General features: G+C 54.0%; 24 protein-coding genes. 16 read left to right on the top strand and 8 right to left on the bottom strand.

The genetic code is table 11. From position 1 onward, the window contains the following. Positions 1 to 64: 64 nt before the first annotated feature. The 12 genes from HNR65_RS13185 to HNR65_RS13130 all read left to right on the top strand — a co-directional run bounded on the left by HNR65_RS13185 (position 65) and on the right by HNR65_RS13130 (position 12,278). Positions 65 to 385, top strand: coding sequence for a hypothetical protein (locus HNR65_RS13185; RefSeq protein WP_181551978.1), 321 nt, complete (start codon positions 65 to 67; stop codon positions 383 to 385). Between the two features lie 35 nt (positions 386 to 420). Beyond that, a complete protein-coding gene (locus HNR65_RS13180; protein WP_181551977.1) occupies positions 421 to 774 on the top strand; it encodes a chromo domain-containing protein in 354 nt (117 codons plus the stop codon). A 21-nt stretch (positions 775 to 795) separates the two neighbouring features. Next, entirely contained in the window at positions 796 to 1,071 is a 276-nt protein-coding gene (locus HNR65_RS13175; RefSeq protein ID WP_181551976.1) for a glycogen-binding domain-containing protein, read from the top strand. 949 nt (positions 1,072 to 2,020) lie between these two features. After that, positions 2,021 to 3,814: an AMP-dependent synthetase/ligase gene (locus HNR65_RS13170; protein ID WP_181551975.1), complete on the top strand. Its 1,794-nt coding sequence runs from the start codon at positions 2,021 to 2,023 to the stop codon at positions 3,812 to 3,814. A 6-nt stretch (positions 3,815 to 3,820) separates the two neighbouring features. After that, positions 3,821 to 4,981, top strand: coding sequence for a pyridoxal phosphate-dependent aminotransferase (locus tag HNR65_RS13165; RefSeq protein WP_181551974.1), 1,161 nt, complete (start codon positions 3,821 to 3,823; stop codon positions 4,979 to 4,981). A gap of 4 nt (positions 4,982 to 4,985) precedes the next feature. Then, the gene (locus HNR65_RS13160) at positions 4,986 to 5,672 is read left to right on the top strand and encodes a DUF1614 domain-containing protein (RefSeq protein ID WP_181551973.1); all 687 of its coding nucleotides are present in this window, start codon (positions 4,986 to 4,988) and stop codon (positions 5,670 to 5,672) included. A gap of 167 nt (positions 5,673 to 5,839) precedes the next feature. Beyond that, positions 5,840 to 7,144 (top strand): electron transfer complex subunit TmcD, encoded by a 1,305-nt coding sequence (gene tmcD, locus HNR65_RS13155; RefSeq protein WP_181551972.1) that lies wholly within the window; start codon positions 5,840 to 5,842, stop codon positions 7,142 to 7,144. Then, positions 7,137 to 7,796 carry a TmcC family electron transfer complex membrane anchor subunit gene (tmcC, locus tag HNR65_RS13150; RefSeq protein ID WP_181551971.1) on the top strand — a complete coding sequence of 220 codons (660 nt, stop codon included), beginning with the start codon at positions 7,137 to 7,139 and terminating at the stop codon, positions 7,794 to 7,796. The genes tmcD and tmcC overlap by 8 nt, the downstream gene beginning before the upstream one ends. 38 nt (positions 7,797 to 7,834) lie before the next feature. Further along, complete coding sequence (gene tmcB / locus HNR65_RS13145) at positions 7,835 to 9,178, top strand: electron transfer complex ferredoxin TmcB (protein ID WP_181551970.1); 1,344 nt, start codon at positions 7,835 to 7,837, stop codon at positions 9,176 to 9,178. An 8-nt stretch (positions 9,179 to 9,186) separates the two neighbouring features. After that, on the top strand, positions 9,187 to 9,585 hold the full coding sequence (tmcA, locus tag HNR65_RS13140) for an acidic tetraheme cytochrome c3 TmcA (RefSeq protein ID WP_181551969.1): 399 nt from the start codon (positions 9,187 to 9,189) through the stop codon (positions 9,583 to 9,585). A 169-nt stretch (positions 9,586 to 9,754) separates the two neighbouring features. Next, the gene (locus HNR65_RS13135; protein ID WP_181551968.1) at positions 9,755 to 10,177 is read left to right on the top strand and encodes an iron-sulfur cluster assembly scaffold protein; all 423 of its coding nucleotides are present in this window, start codon (positions 9,755 to 9,757) and stop codon (positions 10,175 to 10,177) included. Between the two features lie 175 nt (positions 10,178 to 10,352). Next, entirely contained in the window at positions 10,353 to 12,278 is a 1,926-nt protein-coding gene (locus HNR65_RS13130; RefSeq protein WP_181551967.1) for a PAS domain-containing sensor histidine kinase, read from the top strand. On the opposite strand, the gene HNR65_RS13125 is transcribed toward HNR65_RS13130, so the two are convergent. Together HNR65_RS13125 and HNR65_RS13120 are read right to left on the bottom strand one after the other, a co-directional pair. After that, positions 12,275 to 12,943 (bottom strand): response regulator, encoded by a 669-nt coding sequence (locus tag HNR65_RS13125; RefSeq protein WP_181551966.1) that lies wholly within the window; start codon positions 12,941 to 12,943, stop codon positions 12,275 to 12,277. The genes HNR65_RS13130 and HNR65_RS13125 overlap by 4 nt on opposite strands. A 162-nt stretch (positions 12,944 to 13,105) precedes the next feature. After that, positions 13,106 to 14,101 (bottom strand): sigma-70 family RNA polymerase sigma factor, encoded by a 996-nt coding sequence (locus HNR65_RS13120; protein WP_220128392.1) that lies wholly within the window; start codon positions 14,099 to 14,101, stop codon positions 13,106 to 13,108. 222 nt (positions 14,102 to 14,323) lie between these two features. Between HNR65_RS13120 and HNR65_RS13115 the strand changes: the two genes are divergently transcribed. The 3 genes from HNR65_RS13115 to HNR65_RS13105 all read left to right on the top strand — a co-directional run bounded on the left by HNR65_RS13115 (position 14,324) and on the right by HNR65_RS13105 (position 18,366). Further along, positions 14,324 to 15,841: a multiheme c-type cytochrome gene (locus HNR65_RS13115; protein ID WP_181551965.1), complete on the top strand. Its 1,518-nt coding sequence runs from the start codon at positions 14,324 to 14,326 to the stop codon at positions 15,839 to 15,841. A 145-nt stretch (positions 15,842 to 15,986) separates the two neighbouring features. Then, a complete protein-coding gene (locus HNR65_RS13110; RefSeq protein ID WP_181551964.1) occupies positions 15,987 to 16,961 on the top strand; it encodes a KpsF/GutQ family sugar-phosphate isomerase in 975 nt (324 codons plus the stop codon). Positions 16,962 to 17,025: 64 nt separating this feature from the next. Further along, on the top strand, positions 17,026 to 18,366 hold the full coding sequence (locus HNR65_RS13105; protein WP_220128391.1) for an ATP-dependent 6-phosphofructokinase: 1,341 nt from the start codon (positions 17,026 to 17,028) through the stop codon (positions 18,364 to 18,366). A gap of 8 nt (positions 18,367 to 18,374) precedes the next feature. On the opposite strand, the gene HNR65_RS13100 is transcribed toward HNR65_RS13105, so the two are convergent. Beyond that, positions 18,375 to 20,411, bottom strand: a complete 2,037-nt coding sequence (locus HNR65_RS13100) for a penicillin-binding protein activator (RefSeq protein WP_181551963.1) — start codon at positions 20,409 to 20,411, stop codon at positions 18,375 to 18,377. Positions 20,412 to 20,542: 131 nt separating this feature from the next. Between HNR65_RS13100 and HNR65_RS13095 the strand changes: the two genes are divergently transcribed. Continuing rightward, on the top strand, positions 20,543 to 21,061 hold the full coding sequence (locus tag HNR65_RS13095; RefSeq protein WP_181551962.1) for a DUF4124 domain-containing protein: 519 nt from the start codon (positions 20,543 to 20,545) through the stop codon (positions 21,059 to 21,061). Positions 21,062 to 21,076: 15 nt separating this feature from the next. Here HNR65_RS13095 and HNR65_RS13090 read toward each other — a convergent pair whose 3' ends face one another. From HNR65_RS13090 to HNR65_RS13070, 5 genes are read right to left on the bottom strand one after another with little or no spacing between them, the layout of a single operon-like run. After that, on the bottom strand, positions 21,077 to 21,844 hold the full coding sequence (locus tag HNR65_RS13090) for an ATP-binding protein (protein ID WP_181551961.1): 768 nt from the start codon (positions 21,842 to 21,844) through the stop codon (positions 21,077 to 21,079). Positions 21,845 to 21,875: 31 nt separating this feature from the next. Next, positions 21,876 to 22,583 carry an energy transducer TonB gene (locus HNR65_RS13085; RefSeq protein ID WP_181551960.1) on the bottom strand — a complete coding sequence of 236 codons (708 nt, stop codon included), beginning with the start codon at positions 22,581 to 22,583 and terminating at the stop codon, positions 21,876 to 21,878. Continuing rightward, on the bottom strand, positions 22,580 to 22,999 hold the full coding sequence (locus HNR65_RS13080) for an ExbD/TolR family protein (protein WP_181551959.1): 420 nt from the start codon (positions 22,997 to 22,999) through the stop codon (positions 22,580 to 22,582). Before HNR65_RS13080 ends, HNR65_RS13085 begins: the two co-directional genes overlap by 4 nt. Positions 23,000 to 23,009: 10 nt before the next feature. Next, positions 23,010 to 23,621 (bottom strand): MotA/TolQ/ExbB proton channel family protein, encoded by a 612-nt coding sequence (locus HNR65_RS13075; RefSeq protein WP_181551958.1) that lies wholly within the window; start codon positions 23,619 to 23,621, stop codon positions 23,010 to 23,012. A gap of 29 nt (positions 23,622 to 23,650) precedes the next feature. Continuing rightward, a complete protein-coding gene (locus tag HNR65_RS13070) occupies positions 23,651 to 25,000 on the bottom strand; it encodes a hypothetical protein (RefSeq protein ID WP_181551957.1) in 1,350 nt (449 codons plus the stop codon). Positions 25,001 to 25,338: the final 338 nt, after the last annotated feature.

The following is a 25,338-nucleotide window of genomic DNA, read 5'->3' as shown; positions in this document are numbered from 1 at the left end:
AGCGTTGAAATGCCATTTTTTAATTAAATTTTCGGCATAAATTTTTTAGCTATAGGGCTCTGAAATGGCGGCTAATTTTTCAATTGCGCGTATTTACAAAAAAAACACTATCGATTTAGAGCTGAGCGGAGATTTTGACGGAATGTCTGCAATGGAGTTGCTTTGTGCGCTAAAAGACATTTCTTCCGAATTAAAAGAAATCTATATCAAGGCTGAAGCCCTTGATTCTGTATCCGCGTTCGGCCGGGAGGTGTTTCATAAAAAGTTTCCCATGACCGCCCTGTCTTTAAAAAAATTGATTTTTATCGGGAACCATTGCGGGCAAATTGCACCAAAGGGGGCAAATTGCATTGAATTCGGCAAAAAGCAGCAATTGCCGCTCTGATGCAAAATCTTGAGCAAAAGGGAGGAAAGGGAAAATTGAAAAAAATTTTGATCGTCTGCAGTGGTTCCCGGGAAGAGAAAACCATATCCTCAGAATTAAAAGAGGATGGCTATGATGTCCAACTCATTGGCGTCGAAAAGCATGATTTCAATTCACTGGATCTTTCCCGCTTTAATCTTGCAGTCATAAGCCTTCACCCGGACATCGCGGCAACATGGAACGCCTATCTTGATTTCAGGCAGCAATTTCCCGACTTTCCCGCGCTTGTCTACATGGGTCACCATGGCGTGGACCGTCTGAAATCGGCAATAAAAAACGTTTTAATCAAAAAAAGCATTGCTAACCGCCTCTCAGGGATTTCATCAGAAGGCGGCACATCATATTCATGAACTGAAAAAAAGGAGTGCATTGTGAGAAATACCAATAAAGGAAGCAAACGCTTTGTTTTCCGACTGACTGCACCGGATGCTGAAGAAGTGTGTATTGGCGGCGATTTCAACGGCTGGAATCCACAAAAACATCATTTTAAAAGAAAACCGGGCGGGTTTTGGGAAAAAGCAATAATGCTCCAGCCGGGACGGCATGAATATAAATTCCGGGTTAACGGAGACTGGTGTATTGATCCCGCCAACAATCAACTCTGCGACAACATCTTTGGAACCCGGAATAATGTTATCGTAGTGTAGCCAGGGACACGGCTGCTTTCACCAAAGATTGAACACTTACAATCCCATGATCAAACCTCATGAAAGATCTGATGATGTAGAGCAAAGCCCGGAAAAATCAACCTTTTGGTTATTGAGGATCAAAGAGGGAGGTACCATGGATTTTAAACAAAATGAGATTGCGGCGATTTATGTTAATGAGACTGTCGTTTGCACCAATTGCATGAAGGGTGAGGATTGGGTCCCACTGACCCGGCACCGGGTTATTACCCAGAAAGAAACGGCTGAGAATGACAAGATTTTTTTCTGTGACAGATGCGGTGAGCCCATTTAAAAGTGAAATTTGGATTGGAAAGCGCTTAAGGCAAAATCATTTTTGATAACTGTATGCCTTTAACGGTTTATTATTGCCGACTCAGGCAGTATTTTTGTACGACCCTTCAAACACTACCTGACCGTCGCGAATCGCCTTATTTTCCTTTTCGTTGCTGACCACGAAACAGATACTGTTAGCACCGGCATTTCCAGTCAAGGGATTTGCTTTTACCCTTCTCCGGATTCATGAGTTCCATTTCTGAACCTCCGGACCATTGTTCTTCCGGGATCTTCTTTGCTTTCTTGCGCAGGGCAGGCTTATCTATTTTGTCATTGACCCGCAGCGGCAGATTCTTATGGATGCAGAAACCTTTTGAAACCTTGTAGTTTGCAGGTTTGGCCCGGCAAAGGAGTCGGTGATAATGCCATTGCCGGAGGAGCCCTGCCGGATCTTTCCCTTACAATTCACATCAAGCAGATATCTGCGGGCTTGATCCGCAGCAAATGGCAAAGCAAGGCGGCATAAATTTATTTTCCAAACGGTTTACGAATTGATTTTCCGGTCAATCTGTGCCATATATGCAGTTTTCCCAAAAATTGTCATGGTGATCATCGCACTGACAACGTGTTCAATAATTAAAAAATCGGAGTGAATATGTGGACATATGAAAAACCGGACAACCTGGTTGAGTGGTGGCAGGAAAGCGAAAAAAAATTCAGGGACAATATCCTGTTCTGGGTGCATAATGATGCCGGCGGACTCGATTCCATGTCTTACGGGGAAATCGACCGGCGCATCAACAATGCCCGCGGCGGGCTGGCACGGCTCGGAGTGGAGCCCGGCGACTCGGTGGGCATCATCGCCGCCAACCGGCCGGAATGGGCTGTGCTGGCCTTTGCCACTTACGGCAGAAAAGCCAGATATATCCCCATGTATGAAAAGGAACTGGTGGCCACATGGAAATACATTATCGCAGACAGCGGGCTGAAGTTTCTGCTGGTGTCCTCACCGGAGGTTTATGAGAAGGTCAAACATTTCCCTGAAGAAATTCCGGGCCTGGAAAACATTTATCTCATTGACTCAGAAGGAAAAAACAGCCTGTCCGCCCTGGAAAACGATGGTGCGGCCAATCCGGTCCAGCCCCTGATTCCGGGGCCAGACGATATTGCCGTTCTGATCTACACCTCCGGAACCACAGGTGCGCCAAAGGGCGTGCTTTTATCCCACGGCAACCTGACCTATTGTTCCAGGGCCGGCTACCGCATTTACCCGGAGCTCACTGAAAACCAGGTGGGACTGTCCATGCTTCCCTGGGCCCACTCTTATGCTTTGAGCGGTGAGCTCAACAACTGGATTCAGTTCGGGGGGTCTCTGGGCTTTATGAGAGATGTGCAGACCCTTGGCGATGACCTGCGCCTGGTGCGGCCCACATACCTGGTGTCCGTGCCCAGAGTTTTCAACAAAATTTATGACGGCATCCAGGCCAAAATGACAGATGCCGGAGAGACCAAAAAAGCATTGTTTGACAAGGCCTGCCAAATTGCCCGGCAGCGAAACGAGCTGGTGGAACAGGGCCGGTCCCCCGGCCTGTGGCTCAACATCAAGCACAGATTTTTTGACAAGGCCGTGTTGTCCAAGGTCCGCGAGGCCATGGGAGGCCGGGTCACAGGCGCCCTGACCGCCAGCGCTGCCATGAACAAGGAGATCGCACTGTTTTTCTATGATATTGGCATACCCATTTACGACTGCTACGGCTTGACCGAAACCGCCCCGGCCGTTTCAATGAACTGCAGTAGTGCATGGAGAATCGGCAGTGTGGGCAAAGTGCTCGAAGGCCAGAAGGTGGCCATTGACAAATCCGTGGTTGAAGAAGACGCCGGGGACGGAGAAATCGTGGTCTACGGCCCCAATGTGATGAAAGGCTACCACAACCAGCCTGAGGCCACAAAAGAGGTCATCATGGCCGACGGCGGATTTCGCACCGGGGACCGGGGCATGTTTGACCAGGACGGCTTTTTGTGGATCACCGGCCGGATCAAGGAGCAGTACAAGCTTTCCAACGGAAAATACGTATTTCCGGCCGTTCTCGAAGAGGAAATCAAACTGCTTGCACCCGTGGCCAATGCAACGATCTACGGAGAGGGAAAGCCGTATAACGTCTGCCTGGTGGTGCCGGATTTTGAGGCAGCCGCCCGCTGGGCTGAAAAAAACGGCGCCTCGGCCGCCCCTGGGGACCTGATTGCCAACCCGGCTTTTACGGAAATGATTGAAAATGAAATCACCCGCCATCTGAAAAAGACATTTGGCGGATATGAGATACCGAAAAAATTCAAATTCCTCACCGAAGATTTCAGTGTGGAAAACGGGATGCTCACCCAGACCATGAAGCTCAAGCGCAAGGAAGTAATCAAAAATTACCAGAACGAAATCGAAAACATGTATGGATAAAGACCAATGGGTGTAAGCCAAAGGGCCGGCCGGATTCCGGCCTTTATCGTGATGGACGTGCTGGAGCGGGCTCAGGAACTGGCCGCCGCAGGGCGCGAAATCATCCACCTGGAAGTAGGCGAGCCCGACTTTGCCACCCCGGAGGTGATAACAAAGGCCGCCGCTGCGGCCATGGCCCGCGGGGAAACCCATTATACCCATTCCATGGGCATAATGGAACTGCGCTTAGCCATTGCCGAAAACTACCGGAAGCGCTACGGCGTGGAAGTGGACCCGGCCCGGATCTTGGTGACCGCAGGCACCAGCGCGGCCATGCTCCTGCTTTTTTCCGCCCTGCTCGAAGATGGCCAGCGGGTGATCCTCTCGGACCCCCATTATGCCTGCTATGACAATTTTATTGAATTTGCCGGCGGGGTGCCGGTCCGCATTCCGGTCCGCGCCCGGGAAGGCTTCCAGTTCCGGGCCGATGAAATCAGGGCAGCCATGGACGCCAACACCCGCGCCATTTTCATCAACAGCCCCGCCAACCCCACCGGCCAGGTGATGCCGCCTGACCTGCTGGCGGCTGTTGCCGAAATGGCCCCGGGAAATCCGGGCGGCCCCTACGTGATCAGCGATGAAATCTACCACGGCCTGGTCTACGAGGGACAGGAGCATTCCATCCTGGAATACACGGACAATGCCTTTGTGCTCGACGGATTTTCCAAGCGCTACGCCATGTGCGGCTGGCGGCTGGGCTATCTGATTGCCCCGCCGCATTTTATCCGCCCCTTGCAGAAAATGCACCAGAATTTCGCCATATGCGCCCCGTCTGTGGCCCAGTGGGCAGGCATTGCAGCACTCCGGGACGGATGGGATGATGTTTTGCGGATGCGGGAAATCTACGACATCCGAAGACAGGTGCTGATCCAGGGGCTCAGGAAACTGGGGTTTCCCATTGCCGTGGAGCCCAAAGGCGCCTTTTATGTATTTACCAGCTGCGCCCATATTGATGCCGACGACTACCGCCTGGCCTTTGACATTCTGGAAAAAACCGGGGTGGCCGTCACCCCGGGGCGGGATTTCGGACCCGGCGGCCACGGATTTCTGCGCTTTTCCTACTGCAACAGCCGCCAAAACATCGAGCTGGCCCTCAGGCGCTTAAAAGATTATCTGGCAGGGAGATAAAACCATGCAATCCGGAAACACACAGGGATGTCTGCCCCTTTTTCTTTTTGCCGTATTTATGATCCTGTTTCCCTTGTTTCTGGCCGATGTGATGATCACCGCCCTGGGCCGCCTTGGATTAAGCCCCCGCGTGACCCTGCTGGCGGCCATGGGCATATTTATCGGCGGCATGATCAACATCCCGGTCCGGCGAATTGAAAAAAATCAGCCTTTTGATGCGTCCTCATGCCGGTTTTTCGGTCTCCATCGGTTTTTTGCAGACCAGACCTGCCGGCAGCAGCATACCGTGCTGGCGGTCAATGTCGGCGGCTGTGTGATTCCATGCCTCATTGCCGCATACGAACTTTTCCGCATCGCCGGGCACGGACCGGGAGCACTGGGACTTGCCCTGACAGCGGTGGGCATAAACATCTTTATCTGCTATCATACCGCCCGGCCTGTTGCCAATGTGGGCATTGCCATGCCCGCTTTGGTGCCGGCTATCGCAGCGGCGGCATGCGCGCTTCTGCTTTACCGGGAACTGGCCCCGCCCATCGCGTTTTGCGCCGGGGTGCTGGGCCCGCTGATCGGTGCGGATCTGCTCCATCTCAAAGAGATCGAAAAACTCAACACCGGTGTGGCCAGCATCGGAGGGGCAGGCACGTTTGACGGCATCGTCTTATCCGGCCTTCTGGCCACCCTGCTGGCCTGACCCTGAAAATTTTGAAACTTCGCAGACAGCATAACCTGGGCCCGGACAGTAAACAGGTGACTTTCTAATGAACATTTTTCACCCCGGGGGGTTGATTGTCCGTTGCAAATGCGCTACTCTATTAGTCGCTTTAACAAAATGATCTGGCAATATCCGGAGACAAACCAATGGATCAGCAACAAGAAGAATGGGACTGGACACCCGGTCAAAGAAAAATCGGCGATTTTCCGGCCTGGCGTGATCGCTTTTCATACATGGAAGAACCCTATGTCAGCGGTGACGGAGAAAAAATTGCCGCCATTGTCAAAACAGAAGAGGAGACCTTTACGGCCTGCGTCAACGGCACCCTCTGGGAGAGCCAGTACGATAAACTCTGGCATCTGCGCTTTACCCCGGATCAGCGGGCCCTGGCCCTGGTCTCGGACATGGCCATGTGGACGGTGGCTGTTGACGGCACGGCCTGGGAAAACTGGTATGAATTTGTCTGGAAACCCTGCTTTGCCAAAAACGCCCCGCACATTACCGTTGCCGCCCAAAAAGAGCTTCGCTACCGGGCGGTGACCGACGACCTGCCATGGGAAAACGAATTTTTCGCCCTGACCCATCTCACTGTCAGCCCGGACGGGAAAAACGCAGCCGCCGTGGTCCAGGACACCTGGCTGCCGGAAGCTGATATTGAAAAATTCCAGGAAAGCGGATTTACCGTGGCAATAAACGGAAAGCCCTGGGAAAACCATTATGTCAATATCTGGGAGCTTGCCTTTTCCGCAAACGGCGCCCACCTGGCCGCTGAACTGCGCACCAGCCTTTATGATTACACCATTGCCGTGGATGATCAGGCATGGAAAAAACGCTATGCCGGGGTATGGGCCCCCCGGTTTCATCCCCGGGACCATTCCGTGACCGCACCGGTACGCATGGCCGGCGGCTGGGGACTTGCCAAAGATGATGAGATCTTGTGGAGCCCCAAATATGTTCAGCTCTGGCACCACATGTACAGCCCTGACGGCTCCCGCATTGCTGCCATTACCGCCCCGGAATACGGCAAATGGACCATTGCCGTCAACGACCGGCCCTGGAAAATCCGGTTTACCGAACTGGTCACCGACGCGGTATTCAGCCCTGCAGGCGACCGGGTGGGCTGCGTTGGCAAAACCGAGGGCAAATGGTACGTGGCAGTTGACGACCAGATATGGGACACGGGCCAGGATATGGCCTGGCAGCCGGTTTTCAGCCCGGACGGCACCCATGCGGCAGCCAAAGTGGAAAAAAACGGCTGTTTTGCCATCCTGCTAAACGGCCGGCCCATTGATATGACATTTGCCGATGCCTGGCAGCCGGTTTTCAGCCCGGACAGCCGCAAGCTCCTGGTCAGGGCCGTTCTGCCCAAAAGCCAGGGCGGCCACTACTGCCGGATCGTGCTGGATGTGGACTCTTTGGCCCTGTCAGAAAGGAGGTCCGGCCATGCATGAATTATACAAGCTTGCCAGCGGAATTTTTGTCTGGATCGCCATTCTGGGTTTTGCCGCCGGCATGATCGGCCGGCTGGCTCACCTGGCCGTGACCGCCAGAAAAAAAGACCCTGTGGTCTACCAATATTTCAGCTTTTACTACGCCCTGCGTTCGATACTCCACTGGATCATCCCCTTTGCCAGCACCGGCATGCGGGCCCATCCGGTCATCACTGTTGTGGCGTTTGTATTCCACGCCTCCCTGATTGTCACGCCCCTGTTTGCCGCAGCCCACGTGATTCTGGTCATGGAGTCCTGGAACGTGTCATGGTGGCACCTGCCGGATCCGGCCGCGGATGTAATGACCGTGCTGGTGATCCTGGGATGCCTGTTTTTCCTGATTCGCCGGATCGTGCAGGAAAATGTGAGATATTTGAGCACCCCGGGCGATTTTGTACTCATCGCCCTGGTTGCCGCCCCTTTTGTCACCGGCTTCTGGACCTATCACCAATTTTACGGATATGAAACCGCGGGCATCCTTCACATGCTCAGCGGCGAGCTGATGCTGCTGTGCCTGCCGTTTACCCGGCTGTTTCATATGGCGCTGTGGCCGTTTACCCGGGGATATGCAGGCTCGGAATTCGGCGCTTTGCGCCGCTCCCGGGACTGGTAGCCCTTAAAAAAGCCAATTGACCTTGCAGGTGAAACCATATGAACCCAAAAAGCCAGAAAGAAGAAACAAACAACAAAAACGGCATATACGATGCCGGCATTGAAAAGGGCGCCAGCCGGCTGACCCCGGAAAAAATCCGGAAAGTCTTTGACGCCCTGGTGGAAGCAGAAGGCGGAGCACGTCTGAAAGCGTATACGAATGCATGCGTGCACTGCGGCCTGTGCAGCGATGCCTGCCACCACTTTTTGTCCAAAGACCGTGATCCGCGGCTTTCGCCGGCAGGCAAGGTCAAGCAGACCGTCTCCCGGATTTTAAACAAAAAAGCCAAACTGGATGTGGATTTTGTCAAGCAGGCCTGTGAAACAGTTTTTACCGAATGCAACCTTTGCCGCAGATGCGTGATCTACTGCCCCTTTGGCATTGATGTGGCTTACCTGATGCTGTTTGTCCGCAGGGGCTGCCATCAGCTCGGCGTGGTTCCCCAGTACATACAGGACACAGCCCACAGCCACGCTTCGACCTTTAACCAGATGTGGGTGCGCGATGACGAATGGATTGACACCCTTCAGTGGCAGGAAGAAGAAGCCCGGGATGAAATCCCGGATTTGCGCATCCCCATTGACAAAAAAGGCTCGGATATCTTCTACTCGCTCATCGGTCCGGAGCCCAAGTTCCGGGCCCAGCTCATCTACCAGATGGCCGTGATCTTCCATATGGCCGGAGCCGACTGGACCGTGCCGTCTGCGCCGGGATGGGACAACAGCGATATGTGCATGTTCACCGGAGACATGGAAATGACCGCGCGGCTGAAAAAGATCCATTTTGAAGCAGCCATGGATTTGAAAGCCAAGCGCATTGTCATGGGCGAATGCGGCCATGCCTTCCGCTCTGTCTATGACGTGGGCAACCGGACCCTGGGCTGGAAAATGCCCCCGCTGCCCATGGTTCACGCCATTGAGTTTTATGCCGAGATTCTTCGGGAAAAGCGTATTGAAATTCCGAAAAAATTCGATCGGCCTGTGGCCTTCCACGATCCATGCAACATCGTCCGGGGCCGGGGCCTTGGCGATGAGGCCAGGTATGTGATCAATGAAACCTGCAGCACCTTTATCGAACTGACCCCCAACCGGGAGCACAATTTCTGCTGCGGCGCCGGCGGCGGGGTGATCAACTGCGGCCCGCCATTTAAAAACAAGCGGGTGGAAAGCAACCGGGTCAAGGCCGATCAACTGGCTGCAGCCCGGGATAAGGGAGCAGAGGTTCTCATCGCGCCCTGCCACAACTGCCACGGCGGTCTTGAAGACATTATTCACCATTACGAGCTTGGCCTGGAGTTGAAATTTCTGGGAGACATTATCTACGAATGCATGAAAAAGGAATAACAAGGCTTATGCAATCCCGGCATAAAACAGCTGCCCGTCTGGCTTTGATGGCCCTTTTGCTCACCGCTGCCGCAGTTTTTGCCCAGGGCCATGTCACCACGGTGGAAGACAGCGGATTTGAAAAGCGCACCCGGCCAGTGGTCGCCTTTGAACATGATGCGCACAACCAGAAAGCAGAAATCTATGATTGTGCCGTGTGCCACCATGTTTATGAAAACGGTGAAAAACGCGAAGGCCGGATGTCGGTGGGCATGGAATGCTCGGAGTGCCATTTGTCCGAAAACAACAGGCCCATGGAACTGACCCGGGCCTATCACCGGATGTGCAAAACCTGCCACCTGGAAAAAAGCGCCGGGCCGGTCCAGTGTGCCCAGTGCCACAGCCGGCAGAACGCCCCCGCAAAATAACCTGCAGCCGGTTTTCCTTTTCCTGCCCGTACTTGCAATGCGTCAAAAATTTGTTATAAAGATTTTTTGGCAAATGCAAGGATCCCCGGCCGCCCCTAACAATGAAAACAGATTGGTTGGGCGGCCGCAGAAATGCAAATCAATCCACAGCAATGCAGGAACGCGATTCATGGAAAAGGAATTTGATTTTTTCAGTGACCACTCTGAAGCCTTTCTGGAAATGGCTTTTTGCCCGGACTACCTGGAACGCCTTGCCCGGCCGGACGGCTACGGGAAAAACACCGGCGACTGCGGTGACACCGTTGAAGTATTTTTGTCCGTTGACCAGGGCCGCATCCAGGAAATATCTTTTCAGATCGACGGATGCGTCAATACCCGCGCATGCGCCAATACCATCGGCCGTATGGTCCATGGACGAAAACTGGAAGATGCATGGGCCATAACCCCCGGCGATATTATCCATTATCTCCAGACGCTGCCTGAATCCTCACACCACTGCGCAGAACTGTCCTGCGGGGCGCTGTACCGGGCCCTTGCCCATGCCCGGACAAATATTCGCGATCCATGGAAAAAGAATTATATTTTCAAATAAGCCCCAGGCGGTGATCGGCAAAGCGGTGTTTAAAGCCTTGCGCTCGGCCGACATTGGCCGGAATGGGAAATACTCACAGAGTTGATGTCAAATAATTCATATGCATGATCTGATCGCTACACTTATTGGCCGTTTCCGGGATCTGGCCGCAGTTACTGACCCATCCGGGAATCTGATGTATCTAAGCCCCGCCGCCCGCCGGCTGCTGGGCGTGGCCCCGGAGGCCGACGTTACCAAACAGCACATACATGCAGTCCTCTGCAGCGGCAACAATGGCTTTTCCGCAAGCCCGGATTCTGATGACAGTCTGACAGAACCAGGGCCGGAAGGACGACCGATTTTCGGCGCAATCATGTCCCATCATTTACAGGATGGCCGTATCGGGGGTTTTTCCTACCAACTTCACCCGGGTGCACAAAAATCCGATTTCCAACCCGGGCCGATGCAGCAACAGCCAAATGGGCAAACCGATGTTGCCGGAGCAAACAAAGCTCCGGGCCGCAGTGCACATGCCGGTATCCTGCAGCAAATCGAAATCTCCCAGGTCTTTTCCGCCCTTGCCGAGCCGGTAATTGTCTATGACCCGGCCGGCACCCCGGTCATGGCCAACCCCGCGGCAATCCATATGATGGGTTTTGATCCCACGGGTATGCCCTGGCGGAACTTTATTCAAAAAAAAGTCCTGCTTTATCCCAACAATCGTGCGGTACCCTTTGATCAACTACCCTGCAGCAGAGCCCTTGCCGGGGAAAAGGTGCGCGATGAAAAATTTATCCGCACAGATGCCCAGGGCAGGGAACGGACCTATGAATTCAACGCAGTTCCCCTGCGCCACCAGGGTCGAATTACGGGCGCGGTTACCGTGGTCCGGGATGAAACTGAGCGAAGCCGGCTCATGGACCAGCTGGAAACCGAACGCACGGCCCTGCAGGCCATTATTCACAGCGCCCCGGAAGCCATCATCGTGGTGGATGAAGAATGCCGCATCGTCATGACCAATCCCGCGGCCAAAGAATTTTACCAGCAGACCCCAACAGACCGCATACCCGGAGCCATGGGCCCCGGATACAACGACAGCTCTCCGCCCTATGATCCCGTGGACCTGCCCCTGGCCCGATCCGTATTCCAGGGAGAGATGATCGTGGATCATGAACTGGCAGTTGACCTTCCTGAAGGCAAATGCCGGCACGTGCTGGTCAACACCGCTCCCATACGCAATCCACGAGGGAATATCACCGGTGCGGTGGGCGTTTTCCATGATATCACCCAGCGCAAGCAGGAGCGCCTGGAATTGGAGAAGGCGCGCACTGAGCTGGAAAAAAGGGTGGCGGAACGTACCGCAGAACTCACCCGCACGGTGGAAACCCTGAGAGAAGAAATCGAGCACCGCAAAAAAATCGAGGCCAGACTCCAGGATTCCCAGGAAAAGCTTCGGCATTTTTCCCACAGAATGCTGCACACGCTTGAAGCCGACCGCCAGAAAATTGCCCGGGAACTCCATGACAGCCTCGGGGCAAGCCTTGCGGCCATCAAGTTCAGCCTGGAAGAAAAATTATCCCAGATGCCCCCGGATCCGCCCGATCATATAATGTCTCTGGAAAGCATTGTCTCTTATCTGATGACGACAATCAAGGAGACAAAGCGCATCTCCGCCAACCTGCGCCCCACCATCCTCGATGACCTGGGGCTGCTGGCGACTATCACCTGGTTCTGCAGGGAATTTGAGTATTTCTACCCCCATATCCGGGTGGAGCAGCAAATCCGGATTCAGGAAGAAAATATCGATGAGCCATTAAAAATCGTGATCTACCGGATTTTACAGGAAGCCATGAACAATGCCGCAACCCATGCAAATCCGGAAAACATCCGGCTGGTGCTGGAAAAAAACGGGGGCCGCATCAAGCTGGCGGTCTCCGACGACGGAAAGGGATTTGATCCGGATGCCCGGCTCCGCGCATCGGTTCCCATCAGCGGGTACGGCATTCAGGGCATGCAGGAAAGGGCCAGCGTGTGCGGGGGAGACTTTGAAATCCACTCCCGGCCGGAAAAAGGCACCCGGGTGACAGTCAGTCTGCCCCGGCCGCCGGATCAGACCTGTTAACCAGGGTAATTGTCTTTGTGTACCAGGCCCTTCTCAATGGCAAAGGAAGTCAGGGCTGCGGCGCTGTGCAAATCCAGCTTGCCCATGAGATTGGAACGGTGCTTTTCCACGGTCTTGACGCTGATATGGAGCATGCCGCTGATTTCCTTGTTCAGATACCCCTCGGCCAGAAGTTTGAGCACCTCGCGTTCCCGCTGGGTGATGTTATCCCAGGCAGAGCGGGTTTTCATTTGCTTGCGGCCTTCAATGTAGCCTTCCATAACGTTATCGGCTATGCCCGGGCTAATGTAGGTTCGGCCCTTGAGCACACTGTTGATGGCCACCAGGAGTTCCTCCCGGCTGGCATCCTTGATGCAATAGCCATTGGCACCGGCATTAAACGCCTCAAGCACGTACTGATCAGATTCATGGATGGTCAACGCCAGAACGGCAACCTCCGGATAGAGACGCTTGGACTCCTTGATCACACTGATGCCGCCGAGCCGTGGCATGGAAAGATCCAGCAGCAGCAAATCCGGCGTGTTTTCGCGAATGACTTCAAGGGCCTGCAGACCGTCTTCGGCCTCTGCAATTACCTCCAGGTCCTTGCGGCTGTCCAGCATGGCTTTTAAGCCGTCACGAAACAATTGATGATCTTCCACAATGACGATCTTTTTGGTTTCCATGGAGGTCTTTTTCCGTCCCTCATCCCGGAGTGGATCATAAATGGCAGGCAATACAAATGATCATAGGCCATATTCTCTTATTATCTATAAAAAAAACCGCCGCATGTCAACACAAACGACATTGCGGCGGCAGTACTTTGAAAATACACGCGAAAAAAAGCGTCACGCCACCCGGGCAAAGGCGGCGTATTCCTCAAAATCCCGGATTTCATTGCTCAGGTAGTGCCTGAGTTCTTCCATGATCTGTTTTTCAAGCTGGCGGACCCGCTCTCTGGAAAGCCCCAGGCGATCGCCCAGCGACTGCAGGGTCATGGGGCTATCGGAATAAATCCGCAAATCCAGGATCTCACGCTCCCGGAAAGGAATTTTTTCTCTGAATTCCAGGACTTTATGATTCACCATGCAATCGATCTGCCGCTCGGAGACTTCCTCTTCAATGGATTTGTCCTCATCGACCCTGAGAAAATCCACCCAATCCGTATCCGAGTCTTCGTTTAACGGTGCATCCAGGGAAATATCGCGGTTGAGCAAGCGCTGGTCCATATCCACGATATCTTTTTCCTCAACCCCGCATCGCTGTGAAAGGCGCTTGGAATCGGCATCAATGCCCATTGCCGAGAGTTTTCTGCGTTCCTGCTTGAGCTTGTAAAAAAGCTTGCGCTGGCCTTCGGTGGTCACCACCTTGACCATGCGCCAGTTGTCCTGCATATATTTCAGGATATAAGCCTTGATCCAAAAGGAGGCATAATAGGAGAACTTGACGTTGCGATTGGGATCATATTTGCGCACCGCCTGCATCAGGCCCACGTTGCCTTCCTGGATCAGGTCGAGCAGATTGCGGTTCCAGAACCGCTGAAATTTTAAAGCAATCTTGACCACCAGCCGAAGATTGGAAACCACAAGTTCATATGCGGCCTGGTCATCATCGTGATCCTGGACCCTTGCAGCCAGGTAGCGTTCCTGATCCCGGGTAATGAGTCCGTGGGTGCGGATATCTGCCATGTATTGCTGGACCGGATCAAATTTCCTTCTCCCGCTTTTAAATTTTTTCTCTGCAGCTTTGCGGGCCTCCACGGTTTGTTCGATATCTGCGTATAAGGGCTCCGAATGACTGTTGCGGGACGGGGCGGCCGGGCTGTATGCAGGATCATGAAACATAGTAAAACCTCCTTGATGCAAAACGGGTTGTCACCTAAAAAACGCTGTTGCCAAAAAAATCTTGGAGCTTACTGTTGACTTCAGGTATAAAAAAATCATCCGGGAAGATACATTGGGGATGGACTGTATTTCACCGTAAGAAAACCCCTAGAAGCATACAGGATTGACCGTAGTGGTCCGGGCAAAACACTTTGAAAACCAGCACAGGCGAGGGAAAAGGCAATGAAACAAACGGGTTTGGCTGCATGGGCGGTCGTGGCGATTCTGCTTGTTTTCACCGTTCCGGGTTTGGCCAGGGAAAAAGCAGAAATCAGTCCGCAGAGCCGGTCCTGCCTGGGATGCCACAAAAACGCAACCCCGGCCATTGTGACCGACTGGCAAAACAGCCGGATGTCACAAACCACACCGGCACAGGCCATGAAAAAAGAAAAGCTTGAGCGGCGGATTTCTGCTGATGCGATTGCCGGGAATCTGGAAAACGTTGTGGTGGGATGCGCGGAATGCCACACCCTGCGACCTGAAACCCATGCCGACAGCTTTGCCCATGCCGGACAGAAGGTTCACACCGTGGTCACCCCGGAGGACTGCGCCGTCTGCCACAGCCGGGAAAGAGAAGAATTTTCCAACAATCTCATGGCCGAAGCCCATGGCAATCTCATGGGAAACCCGCTTTATGACGCCCTGATCACGGCCGTCAACGGCCGGCTTTCACTGGATGAGAACAATGGCCTTTCCCAGCATAAACCGGATGAACAGACAAACGCAGACTCGTGCCTGCATTGTCACGGCACAAAACTGACCGTGGAAAAAACCGCCGAGCGGCAGACATCCATGGGCCCCATGGAATTTCCTGTGATCCGGGGCTGGCCCAACCAGGGAGTTGGCCGGATCAACCCGGACGACAGCCGGGGATCCTGCTCAGCCTGCCATCCCCGGCACCGGTTTGCCATTGAGACGGCCCGCAAACCCGAAACCTGCTCCCAATGCCACAAAGGACCGGATGTGCCGGCCTACAAAGTCTACAGCGTCAGCAAGCACGGCAATATTTACAACGCCGGCAAGGCTTCCGGAAAATGGGACTTTTCCGCAGTGCCCTGGACCGTGGGAGAGGATCTGGAAGCGCCCACCTGCGCCACATGTCATGTGAGCCTGCTCACGGATGCAAACGGCCGGGTGATTGCCGAAAGAACCCATCAAATAAACGACCGCCTGGGACGGCGGATTTTCGGACTGCCCTATGCCCACGCCCATCCGCGGTCTGCCGACACCACAAAGATCCAAAGCAAAGACGGCCTGCCGCTGCCCACAGCCCTTGACGGCACGCCGGCAGAAGAATTTCTCATCAGCAAACAGGAGCAGCAAAAACGCACCAGAACCCTGCAGCAGGTCTGCCAGAGCTGTCACAGCACCGGCTGGGTTCAGGGCCATTTCAATCGTCTGGCCAACACCGTTGAAACGACCAATGACCAGGTGCGCACAGCCACGCAGATCCTGAAAAAGGCCTGGCAAACAGGTGCCGCCCGGGGCCCGCAATCCGGAGCCAGCCCGTTTGACGAACCCATTGAACGCATGTGGACCGAAACCTGGCTGTTTTACGCCAACTCCGTGCGGTTTGCCTCTGCCATGGGCGGGGCGGATTACGGGGTTTTTGCCCAGGGAAGATGGCACCTGACGCGCACTATCCATAAGATGGCCAAAATGGCGCAATCCGGGGCCGGATCCAACCGGCAGGCGCCGTAATCCATCACCAGGGCGGAGAAATATGTCCCGGGTTGATTTTTCTTTGCAAAACTGACAGGATAAATATAATTTACCGCCTGAAAGGATCAATATATTTTGTATTTGACATGCTTATCCGCCAGCCCCGGTGCGAAAGGGCTTTGCCATGTATAGAAAACGGGCAGGCGAAGTCCTGCGAATCGAGGCCGAAGGCATTGAAAAACTTGCGGCCCATCTTGATGACCAGTTTAACCGGCTGGTGGACCTGATCTATCAGTCCCGGGGCCGGGTGATTGTGGCCGGGATCGGGAAATCCGGATTAATCGCCCGAAAAATTGTGGCCACCTTAAACAGCACCGGCACCCGATCCCTGTTTCTCCACCCGGTGGAGGCCATGCACGGGGATCTGGGCATTGTATCTGCAGATGACGTGTTTATCGCCCTTTCCAACTCAGGGCAAACCGATGAACTCAACATTCTGATTCCCAGCATCCGCAGTGTTGGCTGCCCGGTGGTGGCCTTTACGGGAAATTCCCGCTCAAGCCTGGCTGCCCAGAGTGACCTGGTCATTTACGTGGGCGTGGAAAAAGAAGCCTGCCCCCTGGGACTGGCACCCACGGCCAGCACCTCGGCCCAGCTGGCCATGGGCGATGCCCTTGCTGTTGTGCTGCTGGAAAAACGCAAATTCAACACCAGTGATTTCCAGAAATTTCACCCCGGCGGCAACCTCGGCCGTCGGCTGTCCTACGGGGTGGCCGATATCATGCTCACCGGAGGGGCAGTTCCCACGGCAGCCGCCGGTACGCCCATGGAACAGGCACTGGCAGACATGGAAAGGTGCCGGCTGGGGGTCATTTTTATTGTTGACCGGGAAAACCGGCTTGCCGGGATTATCACAGACGGGGATATCCGACGTATGGTAGTGCAGAAAATATCGGTGTATGAAAACACCGTGGATGCCATGATGACGCCTGACCCCAAACACGTGTATCCGGCAACACCGCTTTATGAGGCCTTAAATATCATGGAAACCCATCAGATCACCGTTTTGCCGGCAATCGATGAAACCGGCACGATCGTGGGGGCCCTGCATCTTCATGACATCCTGGGAAAAGGCGCACTGAAATTCAACCCGGTCTGATTGCGCCACAGCGCAAAAAACCGGGTTTGCATACAAAACAAAGATATGTTTGGAAAGAAGCAAAATGACGATATACACCAATATTGACATGGACATGGATACCCGAATCGACACCCTTGGCGAGGCCAAGATCGAATCTCCCATTGCAAAGGAATTAAACGGCTCCAGGCAGGAGATTTTCAAAGATGACAATGAGCGGGTGTTAATTGAACTGGAAGCCAAAAAAATCACAGAAGCCATCCAGGAAGGAACAACCCCGCCTTCATTCGAACTGGCCGGGCCCCGGAAAAAAATCTATTTTGATCCCAGCAAGCTCAAGTGCGCCCTGGTGACCTGCGGCGGGCTGTGCCCCGGGTTAAACAACATCATCCGCTCTATTGTCCTGGAGCTGTATCACTCCTACGGGGTAAGACATATTTACGGAGTCCGCTACGGGCTTCAGGGATTTATACCCGAATACCAGCACGATGTCCGGGATTTGAGCCCGGCTAACGTGGTGGACATTCATGAAATGGGCGGCTCCATCCTGGGCTCCTCCCGGGGGCCTCAGGATATTGAAGCCATTGTGGACTGCCTGGAGCGGATGAATATCGGCATCCTGTTTATGATCGGCGGCGACGGCACACTGATGGCGGCATCCAAAATTGATGCCTCCATCCGGCAGCGGGGTCTGAAGATCAGTGTTATCGGCGTGCCCAAAACCATTGACAATGACATTCACATGGTTTCCAAATCCTTTGGATTTGACACGGCCGTAGACATTGCCACCGGTGCCATCAAGGGAGCTCACAAGGAGGCTGAAGGCTACCCCAACGGCATCGGGCTGATCAAGCTCATGGGCCGGTACTCCGGGTTTATCGCAGCCACGGCCACCCTGGCCCAGCAGGACGTCAATTTCGTGCTCATCCCGGAAATCGATTTTGACCTGGAAGGACCAAACGGCCTGATCACAAAGCTACAGGAACGTCTGGCCCAGCGCAAGCATGCGGTTATCCTGATTGCAGAAGGTGCAGGACAGAAATTCTTCGAATCCCACAAAGCGGAATATGATCCTTCCGGCAATATAAAGCTCCATGACATCGGGCTGTTTTTAAAGGAACAAATCCAGAAATACTTTGCCGCAAGGGACATGGAGATATCGCTGAAATATATTGACCCCAGCTACATGATCCGCAGCCTGCCGGCCAATTCCAATGATCACGTGTATTGCACGTTTCTGGGAAGGGATGCGGTCCATGCCGGCATGGCCGGCAAGACCAATATGATCATCGGCCATTGGAACGATCATTTCGTCCACGTGCCGGTGCCGCTGACCGCAGGCAGGCGAAAGCATGTATTTGCCGGCAACAAGCTGTGGCAGACCGTCCTGGAGGCCACAGGCCAGGGAAGCCTGGTCAATCCATAGAGACCGGTTTAAGGGACAATCTGCACAAACCGGCTGTCAATGACATCCAGCAGGTACAAACGTTTTTCCGCCTCGCCGGAAGATAAAAAACGTGTTTTTCCGGTCACCCCTTCATAGGCGGGCATCTCAACCAGGGCTTTTTGCAGGGCGGGCCGGTTGGCGAGCTCTTTTTCCGCCAACCGGCTACAGATCATCATGGCCGAATCATAGGCCACCGCTTCAATAAACCCAGGGGATTCATCGTAAATCTCTTCAAAATCGGAGACAAACGCCTTTACGACCGGATTTTGACTGTTGGCGAAAAAACCCTCCGGGATCACAGCCCTTCGCAGCTGTCTTCCGGCAATCTGTATCATCCTGGGGGAATGCCAGAGATTGGTGCCCAGCAGATACACCTCATTGATATCGTGATACCGGAGCTGGGGAATGATCAAACCCGCTTTTTCAGGGCTGTCCGGGATGAAAACAGCATCAAAGTCCACAATCGGCTTCGGTTTGTCATCCGCTTCAGGCTCGGGCCGGACCCGCCGCTCCCCGGCGGTTTCAGGTGCGAAAGACGAAATCCCGGCCCGTTGTGTTTCTAAATGCAGCAGGCTTTCAGGCATCACCGTCCGGATCAGACTTTCAGACTCGGCCAGATCCGGCTCCAGGGGCTTTAAATCCTCGGGCAGATCATAATACAGCCCCACCAGTTTCTTAATGGGTTCGGCAAAATCGGTCTGATCCGGATCATAAGACTCCGCTCCCACAATGCGCCCGCCCCTGGCCAGCACCTGATCCCAGAATTGATGAAAAAAAGTCTGCCCATAGGCTTCATCCGGATAAAGCACGGCAAAACGACGGCAGCCCAGCTGCTGCGCGGCATAGCTGACAACGGCGTCCACCTGCATCTTTGGGGTCAAAAAATTGCGAAACACATAAGCCCCGGTTTCTGTCACGCCGGTCTTCTGACTCAGGGCAATAATGGGCACCCCCTTTTCCTGGGCCTCGGCCAGGGGTGCGGAGCCGCCGGTCATGGGGCCGATAATCGCCGCCACCCCTTGGTCAGCCAGCTCCTGAACCGCTTTTTTCGCAGTCTGCGGATCCGATCCAGAGTCCCGCACCAGCAGTTGTACCGGGGGAGAAAGACCCATGTGACTTCCAGCCTGATAAACCGCCAGTTCCACGCCTTTTAGCGCACGCTGGCCGAAAACCTCGTAGCGGCCGGACAGGGGGAGTACGCAACCCAACCGGTTGCCTTTGAAAAAAGCCTGGGCACTGATCCGCTCGATTTCCTGCCGGGCCTCCCCAACCAGGGGGTGATCCGGAAACTGGTCTGCAAATTTTTGAAAAACCGTCAAAGAATCGCCAATGCGGGCCTCTGCAGCCAACCGCACTGCCTGCTGGTACATGAGATATCCACTGGGCGGTTTTCCCGCCAGACGGTCGAGTTCGGCCTGAATCCGTTCCGGGGTCATGTGAAAAGCCGCAGCCAGCAAACGCTTTCCCACCTTTGGCTCCTGCGGCTTGTCGGCGCGGTCAAATGCAGACAAAAACATTTCATATGCCCTGTCAAAACGGCCAAGCGCCATCCAGGCATCGCCGGCCAGCAGATCCACACGGAGCTGCCGGCGGGCATCCAGGCGGTCTTCCGAAAGCTGTCGCCGGTATTCCAGTGCCTCCTGGAAGTCTGCCTGTTCCATATACGAACGCATCACAGCCACCTGTGCACGTCCAGCGGCATCGCTGTCCGGCATCTCCCGGATCAACTCCCGAAACAACTCACGCGCCCGGCCGTAATCCCGGGTATGCATCTGTATCATGGCCAGCTTGAAACGGGCATCAGCAACCCGGTCCCCGTCCGGATGCTCCTCCAGATACCGGGAATAGAGCTCTGCGGCCTCTGAATAAGCCGATTGCCCGTATTGCTGCTCAGCTTTTTCAAACAGGATCTGCTCCTGTTGCCTGTCTTTGAAAATATCGCGAAACGGCCTGTCCTTGGGTGCGCATGCAGTGATCAAAACAAGCAGACACAAACAGATTCCAATACTGTATTTTTTATTCATAACCCTGACTTTTCCCGGATGAACAGATAAAGACCGTCTTGACACCCTCCCTATACAAAAGATACAGTAATATATCAACAGGATTCCTGTTTTTCAAACAGCCGTGCACCCTTAACCCAACAGGTATAAAAATGCGCAAAATCCGATTTCTCCTCTTTCTTGCCGCCGCATTGCTGGTAGCCGGGACCACAGGCGAGGCCCGGATCTACCATTACACAGACAATAACGGTGTCACCCGTTACACCAACGACCTGTCAAGCGTCCCGGAATCATACCGGAACACGGCAAAAGCCAGCAGGGAAATTCCGGTCCGTCCGGCCCGGGCCGAAGATGACGCCAAAGCCACAAAACCCGGAGTCGGGGAAAAGCCCGATAAATCCAAAACCTTCCAGGACATGGAAGAACGGCGCCTGGAACTGGAAGCCAAAAAGCAGGCCCTGGACAAGAAATACCAGAATCTGATGCGGCAGCAAGAAAAATTAAAGGATGCCGGAAAACAGCTGAAAGGCAAAAAGCAGGTCAGGGCCTACGAGAAAAAGGTCCAGGCCCTCAATAAAAAGATCCGGGCCTATGAGGAGGAAAAAAACGCCCTGGAAGCCGAAATCGAGCAATACAACCAGAAAATGGACAACCTGCGCGACAGCAACTGAAACAACCCGGCTTCCCTAACGCGCCTTCCAGGAGGCTTCTTCCAGCCATCGGGCCAGAACTTCGGCATGTTGGCCGGCCCTGGTGATGGCAATTCCCTGAAGGCTTGCCACAAACAGGTCATGATCCTTGGGAATCGTGGCCGCCACCTTTTCCGAATCCAGACGGGAGGTAATCATGGCCTCGATCTCGGGCTCGCTTTTGTTGATCACAAAATAAAGGGGCCGGTCTGCATGCGCTGCCATCCCGGCCATCTTGGCTGCGAGCTTCAGGGATTCCGCAGTGGGATCCACCACCGCAAGCATCACATCCGCGCACCCGATCACACCCCGACCGAAATGTTCCACCCCGGCCTCTGTGTCCACGATCACAATCTGGCCGGAGTCCACCCGCAGGCTTTCGAGGAATCGGGTGGAAAGCATGCCCATGGGACAGGCGCACCCCTCTTTGTAATCATGGATCTTTCCAATGGAAACCACACGAATATTGCCGGTTTCTGAAACGCAATCTTCGGGCAAATCCGCCATGGACTGCCCCATAGAAAAGATGCCCTGTGGATTTTCAGAAATGGGTGCGTTTATTTTTTCCTTAAATCCCTTTTTGCCGCCAAGGCTTTCCATTAAATCCATGGGCGGGGCCACACCGATCAAATGGGCGATGCCGAAATTGGATTCATCTGCATCCACCAGCAGCACCTGGCGGCCCATGGCATCAAATGCCCGGGCCAGCATCACTGAAAGGGTGCTTTTGCCGCACCCGCCCTTGCCGCAAATCAATATTTTCATATAACCTCCTGTAAAACTGCAAAACGCGGCATCATCGCCGCAATTGAAATACAATGGGAATCTCCAGGCCAATCGGGGGATCCCCGGCAGCCGGGGGCGGCGGATCAAAGGGCCCGGCTGCCCGCACGGCTTCCACAGCAGCGTTATCCAGGCTGGAAAATCCAGAACTTTCCATCACCTCCGGATCTGAAACCCGGCCTTTGGAGTCCACATGAAATGACACAATCACCCGGCCCTCCTGGCGGCGCTGCCGCGCAAAGCCCGGGTACTGCTTATTTCGTTCAATGGCTGCCCGGAGCCCGGAAAAATAGGCGGCCATAACATCTTTATTCGGCCTTGCGGGCCTGCGTGGTTCCGGACGGTCTTCAGCGGTTTCAAAAGTTTCCGGGCCCTGCCATTGGGCCACCTGCTCGGGCACAACCTCCGGCTGTTTTGCTTCGGGCACTGCTGGCTCCTGCGTCGGAATCTCCGGCAGACGGGGCGCATCCGGTGTTGGTGCGTCAGCAGCAGGGGCCGGATCCGGAGGACGGGCCGGGGGTTTGGGCACTGGCCGGCCTTCGGGTTCTGCTGCTGTATCCACCGTCACTTCAATGACTTTTTCCGGCGAAGAAGGTGACATCTGCCGAAACTGCCAGAACAAACCCAGATGAAGGCCCACAGAAAAAATCACCAGCATCCAGAACAGCCAGTTGATGTTTTGGAAATATTTGATAAACCCGGCCATAGGGTATGCGCTCAAGGCCTTTTGCCGGCTTTTTCAGTGGCCAGAAACAGGCGCCCGGCGCCCGCGGCCCGGGCAATGTCCATGACATTGACCGCAGATTCAAGATCAACGGACCGATCTGCCTTGACCATCACCAGACTGGAGCCGGGCTCAGCCCGCAGCCGGTTTTCCAGCCTTTGCTGAAGATTGTTTAAGGCCACTGGTTCCTCTCCGAGATAGATCTTGTCATCCCGGTCCAGATAAACTGTAATTTCCTGACGCTCCCGGGCTGCTGCGGAGCTGGATTCCGGCAGATTGACGTCTATGCCGGACTCGGAAATAAAATTGGTGGTCAGCAGAAAATAAATCAGCAGCATAAAAACAATATCAATCAAGGGCGTCATGGGCGCCTGCATCCGGTAACGCTCTTTTTTCTTTCGATGCACCAGCATGGAGGCCTCCTTATTTCCGTCCGGTCAGGGCAGTGAGAAAAGTGACCGCACCGTCGTGAAGCCGGGCCTCGTAGCGCTCCACCCGGGCCAGCAGGTAGCTGTGGATCACCATGGCCGGCAGGGCCACGGCAAGTCCCAGGGCGGTGGTGAGCATGGCCTCCCAGATACCGCCGGCCAGTACTGCGGCATTGACCTTGCCGCCCATTTCCTGAATCACCATAAACGCCTTGATCATGCCGATGACGGTACCCAGCAGGCCCAGCAACGGCGCAATATTGCCAATGGTGGCAAGGGCCTGCAAATACCGGGACAACCCCCGGACTTCTTCTTCGGTGGCATGAATGATAACGGTTTCCAGAACCTCCCTGTCTTCGTTGCGATAATCCATTGCCTTTCGCAATACCCGCCCCATGGGGGAATTGCTTTGTTCCGCCATCCGGGCCGCACCCGGGGCATCGCCGGATTTAAGCAGGCTGATAACTTTCTCAGCCAGCCCTGCACCCCTGGCGCGCATGAGAGTAAAGCGAATCACCCGTTCCAGAAAAATGGCCAGCACAAGCACCGAACACAGCAGGATCGGAATTACCAGCACTCCGCCCTTTGCAATAAATCCAAGCGTCATTAATCTTTCTCCTTTTACCGAAACTGGGTCTAACTGTCTGCTTCTTTGCCGGGCTCAGTGTGAATATCGGCCACGCCGTCATAATCCAGATCTTTGGAGCGCTTCAGCAGGTGCTGATTCTCCCCGTAGATTTCCCAGACATCTGCGCTGCCGTCTCCTGTGGTATCCCGGCGGATTTCGGAAAGACGTCCCTGTTCATACGAATACCAGGCATCCGGAGCCCCGTTTCCGGTTAAATCTTTTTCCGCGAAAACGACCTGCCCATCTTTGTCATAATACCAGGTCATGTTCAAAGACCCGGCATCATCGCCGTGCCGTGTCTGCTGCTTGATCAGGCGGCCGCCTCCATTATACCAAGCCCGGCGGTCGGCCCGGCCGTCGCCGTTTTTATCAATTTCCACCATCTGTGCGCCAATGCCGGAGTCAAGAAACACAGCTGTTTCAAATCGGCCGTCATGATCCTTGTCCTGAAAAATCTGACCCTTTTTCTCCCCGGAGTAAAACCGGCGCCAGTCCGTCTGACCATCATGATTGGTATCTTTTTCCTCCCGCACCAGGTTCTGATTTTCATAATACCGGGTCTTTTCTGCAACACCATCGTTGTCTGCGTCAATGACCACTTTTTTGTCATTGCCCGATTCAGTCGGGTATACGGTCTGCTCGGGATGGCCGTCATAATCGGCATCGTTTTCCACCCTGGCGGGTTTGCCGTTTTTATAAAACACGATCCGGTCAAATTTCCCATCCTGATTGGTGTCGTATTCCGCCTTTTGCGGCTGCGTATTTTGGAAAAAAACCCTTTCATCCCAGCGGCCGTTTCCGCTCTGATCAATCTGCCGCTTTTGAATTTTTCCGCCAATGTATGTCTCAAAACGATCAAAGTCGCCATTGCCGCTGGTATCCTGCTTTCTGGTCACCAGCTGCCCGTTTTCATATTCCATAACCGTATCCAGTCGGCCATCTTTTGTGGAGTCGATCTTCTGTCTGGTCACCCGGCCCTTGCTATCAAACTGCAGGCTTTTTTGAACCCGGCCCTGGTCATCAAGCCGCTGCTGGCGGGTCCGCTGTTCATTGTTATAAAAATCGCGGACATCGATTTTACCGTCGCCGGTGGTATCACGTTCAATGCGCACCAGTCGGCCGTTTTCATAATACTGGAAGCCATCCATGTCCCCATCGTTGTTTTGGTCCACAAACAGCTTGACCAGCCGGCCGGATTTGTCAAAATGGGCAATCTGGTCCACTTGCCCGTCATTATTGGTATCGCGCTCGATGCTCCGCTCGTTTTCCGCCTCACCAGCCCAAACAACGGCTCCATGCCCCAATATCCCGGCCGCCAAAAGGAAAAGCACCGCCGGGACGGCAGCCAAAGTGGTCATTTTTTTTGTCATGTCTGCAAACATACGACATTATCCAATATTGGCAAATCATAGGGTATCATCCATTTCAAACCAAAAAAGCCACAAAGTGTTCATTCCCTTTGCCGGGGAATATAAACCTTCGTGGCTTCGTCACTGCACCCGTATTAATGCCGCGCACTCAAAAAACGCAAATCATAATCGGCAGATTTGTACAATCAAAAAATTCCGTAAGACGCCTTCTGACGCCGTTAACTTTATTATTTTACCCAAATTGTGCAACAAGTCAAGCAAATTACTGACAACACTGGCCACCCCCGGAAAAACAGTCGCTTGGGCATGATTGGCCTAAAATAAAA

The sequence above is a fragment of the Desulfosalsimonas propionicica genome (genome assembly GCF_013761005.1).
Lineage (GTDB): Bacteria > Desulfobacterota > Desulfobacteria > Desulfobacterales > Desulfosalsimonadaceae > Desulfosalsimonas > Desulfosalsimonas propionicica.
Note: the sequence above shows the minus strand (reverse complement) of the source record. Positions and strands in the feature narration are given on the sequence as shown.

Excerpts from the sequence above, each read along its gene's own strand:
- HNR65_RS13185 (WP_181551978.1), top strand. The coding sequence starts at position 65 with ATGGCGGCTAATTTTTCAATTGCGCGTATTTACAAAAAAAACACTATC.
- HNR65_RS13170 (WP_181551975.1), top strand. The coding sequence starts at position 2,021 with ATGTGGACATATGAAAAACCGGACAACCTGGTTGAGTGGTGGCAGGAA.
- HNR65_RS13165 (WP_181551974.1), top strand. The coding sequence starts at position 3,821 with ATGGGTGTAAGCCAAAGGGCCGGCCGGATTCCGGCCTTTATCGTGATG.
- HNR65_RS13160 (WP_181551973.1), top strand. The coding sequence starts at position 4,986 with ATGCAATCCGGAAACACACAGGGATGTCTGCCCCTTTTTCTTTTTGCC.
- tmcD (WP_181551972.1), top strand. The coding sequence starts at position 5,840 with ATGGATCAGCAACAAGAAGAATGGGACTGGACACCCGGTCAAAGAAAA.
- tmcC (WP_181551971.1), top strand. The coding sequence starts at position 7,137 with ATGCATGAATTATACAAGCTTGCCAGCGGAATTTTTGTCTGGATCGCC.
- tmcB (WP_181551970.1), top strand. The coding sequence starts at position 7,835 with ATGAACCCAAAAAGCCAGAAAGAAGAAACAAACAACAAAAACGGCATA.
- tmcA (WP_181551969.1), top strand. The coding sequence starts at position 9,187 with ATGCAATCCCGGCATAAAACAGCTGCCCGTCTGGCTTTGATGGCCCTT.
- HNR65_RS13135 (WP_181551968.1), top strand. The coding sequence starts at position 9,755 with ATGGAAAAGGAATTTGATTTTTTCAGTGACCACTCTGAAGCCTTTCTG.
- HNR65_RS13130 (WP_181551967.1), top strand. The coding sequence starts at position 10,353 with ATGTATCTAAGCCCCGCCGCCCGCCGGCTGCTGGGCGTGGCCCCGGAG.
- HNR65_RS13125 (WP_181551966.1), bottom strand. The coding sequence starts at position 12,943 with ATGGAAACCAAAAAGATCGTCATTGTGGAAGATCATCAATTGTTTCGT.
- HNR65_RS13120 (WP_220128392.1), bottom strand. The coding sequence starts at position 14,101 with ATGTTTCATGATCCTGCATACAGCCCGGCCGCCCCGTCCCGCAACAGT.
- HNR65_RS13115 (WP_181551965.1), top strand. The coding sequence starts at position 14,324 with ATGAAACAAACGGGTTTGGCTGCATGGGCGGTCGTGGCGATTCTGCTT.
- HNR65_RS13110 (WP_181551964.1), top strand. The coding sequence starts at position 15,987 with ATGTATAGAAAACGGGCAGGCGAAGTCCTGCGAATCGAGGCCGAAGGC.
- HNR65_RS13105 (WP_220128391.1), top strand. The coding sequence starts at position 17,026 with ATGACGATATACACCAATATTGACATGGACATGGATACCCGAATCGAC.
- HNR65_RS13100 (WP_181551963.1), bottom strand. The coding sequence starts at position 20,411 with ATGAATAAAAAATACAGTATTGGAATCTGTTTGTGTCTGCTTGTTTTG.
- HNR65_RS13095 (WP_181551962.1), top strand. The coding sequence starts at position 20,543 with ATGCGCAAAATCCGATTTCTCCTCTTTCTTGCCGCCGCATTGCTGGTA.
- HNR65_RS13090 (WP_181551961.1), bottom strand. The coding sequence starts at position 21,844 with ATGAAAATATTGATTTGCGGCAAGGGCGGGTGCGGCAAAAGCACCCTT.
- HNR65_RS13080 (WP_181551959.1), bottom strand. The coding sequence starts at position 22,999 with ATGCTGGTGCATCGAAAGAAAAAAGAGCGTTACCGGATGCAGGCGCCC.
- HNR65_RS13075 (WP_181551958.1), bottom strand. The coding sequence starts at position 23,621 with ATGACGCTTGGATTTATTGCAAAGGGCGGAGTGCTGGTAATTCCGATC.
- HNR65_RS13070 (WP_181551957.1), bottom strand. The coding sequence starts at position 25,000 with ATGACCACTTTGGCTGCCGTCCCGGCGGTGCTTTTCCTTTTGGCGGCC.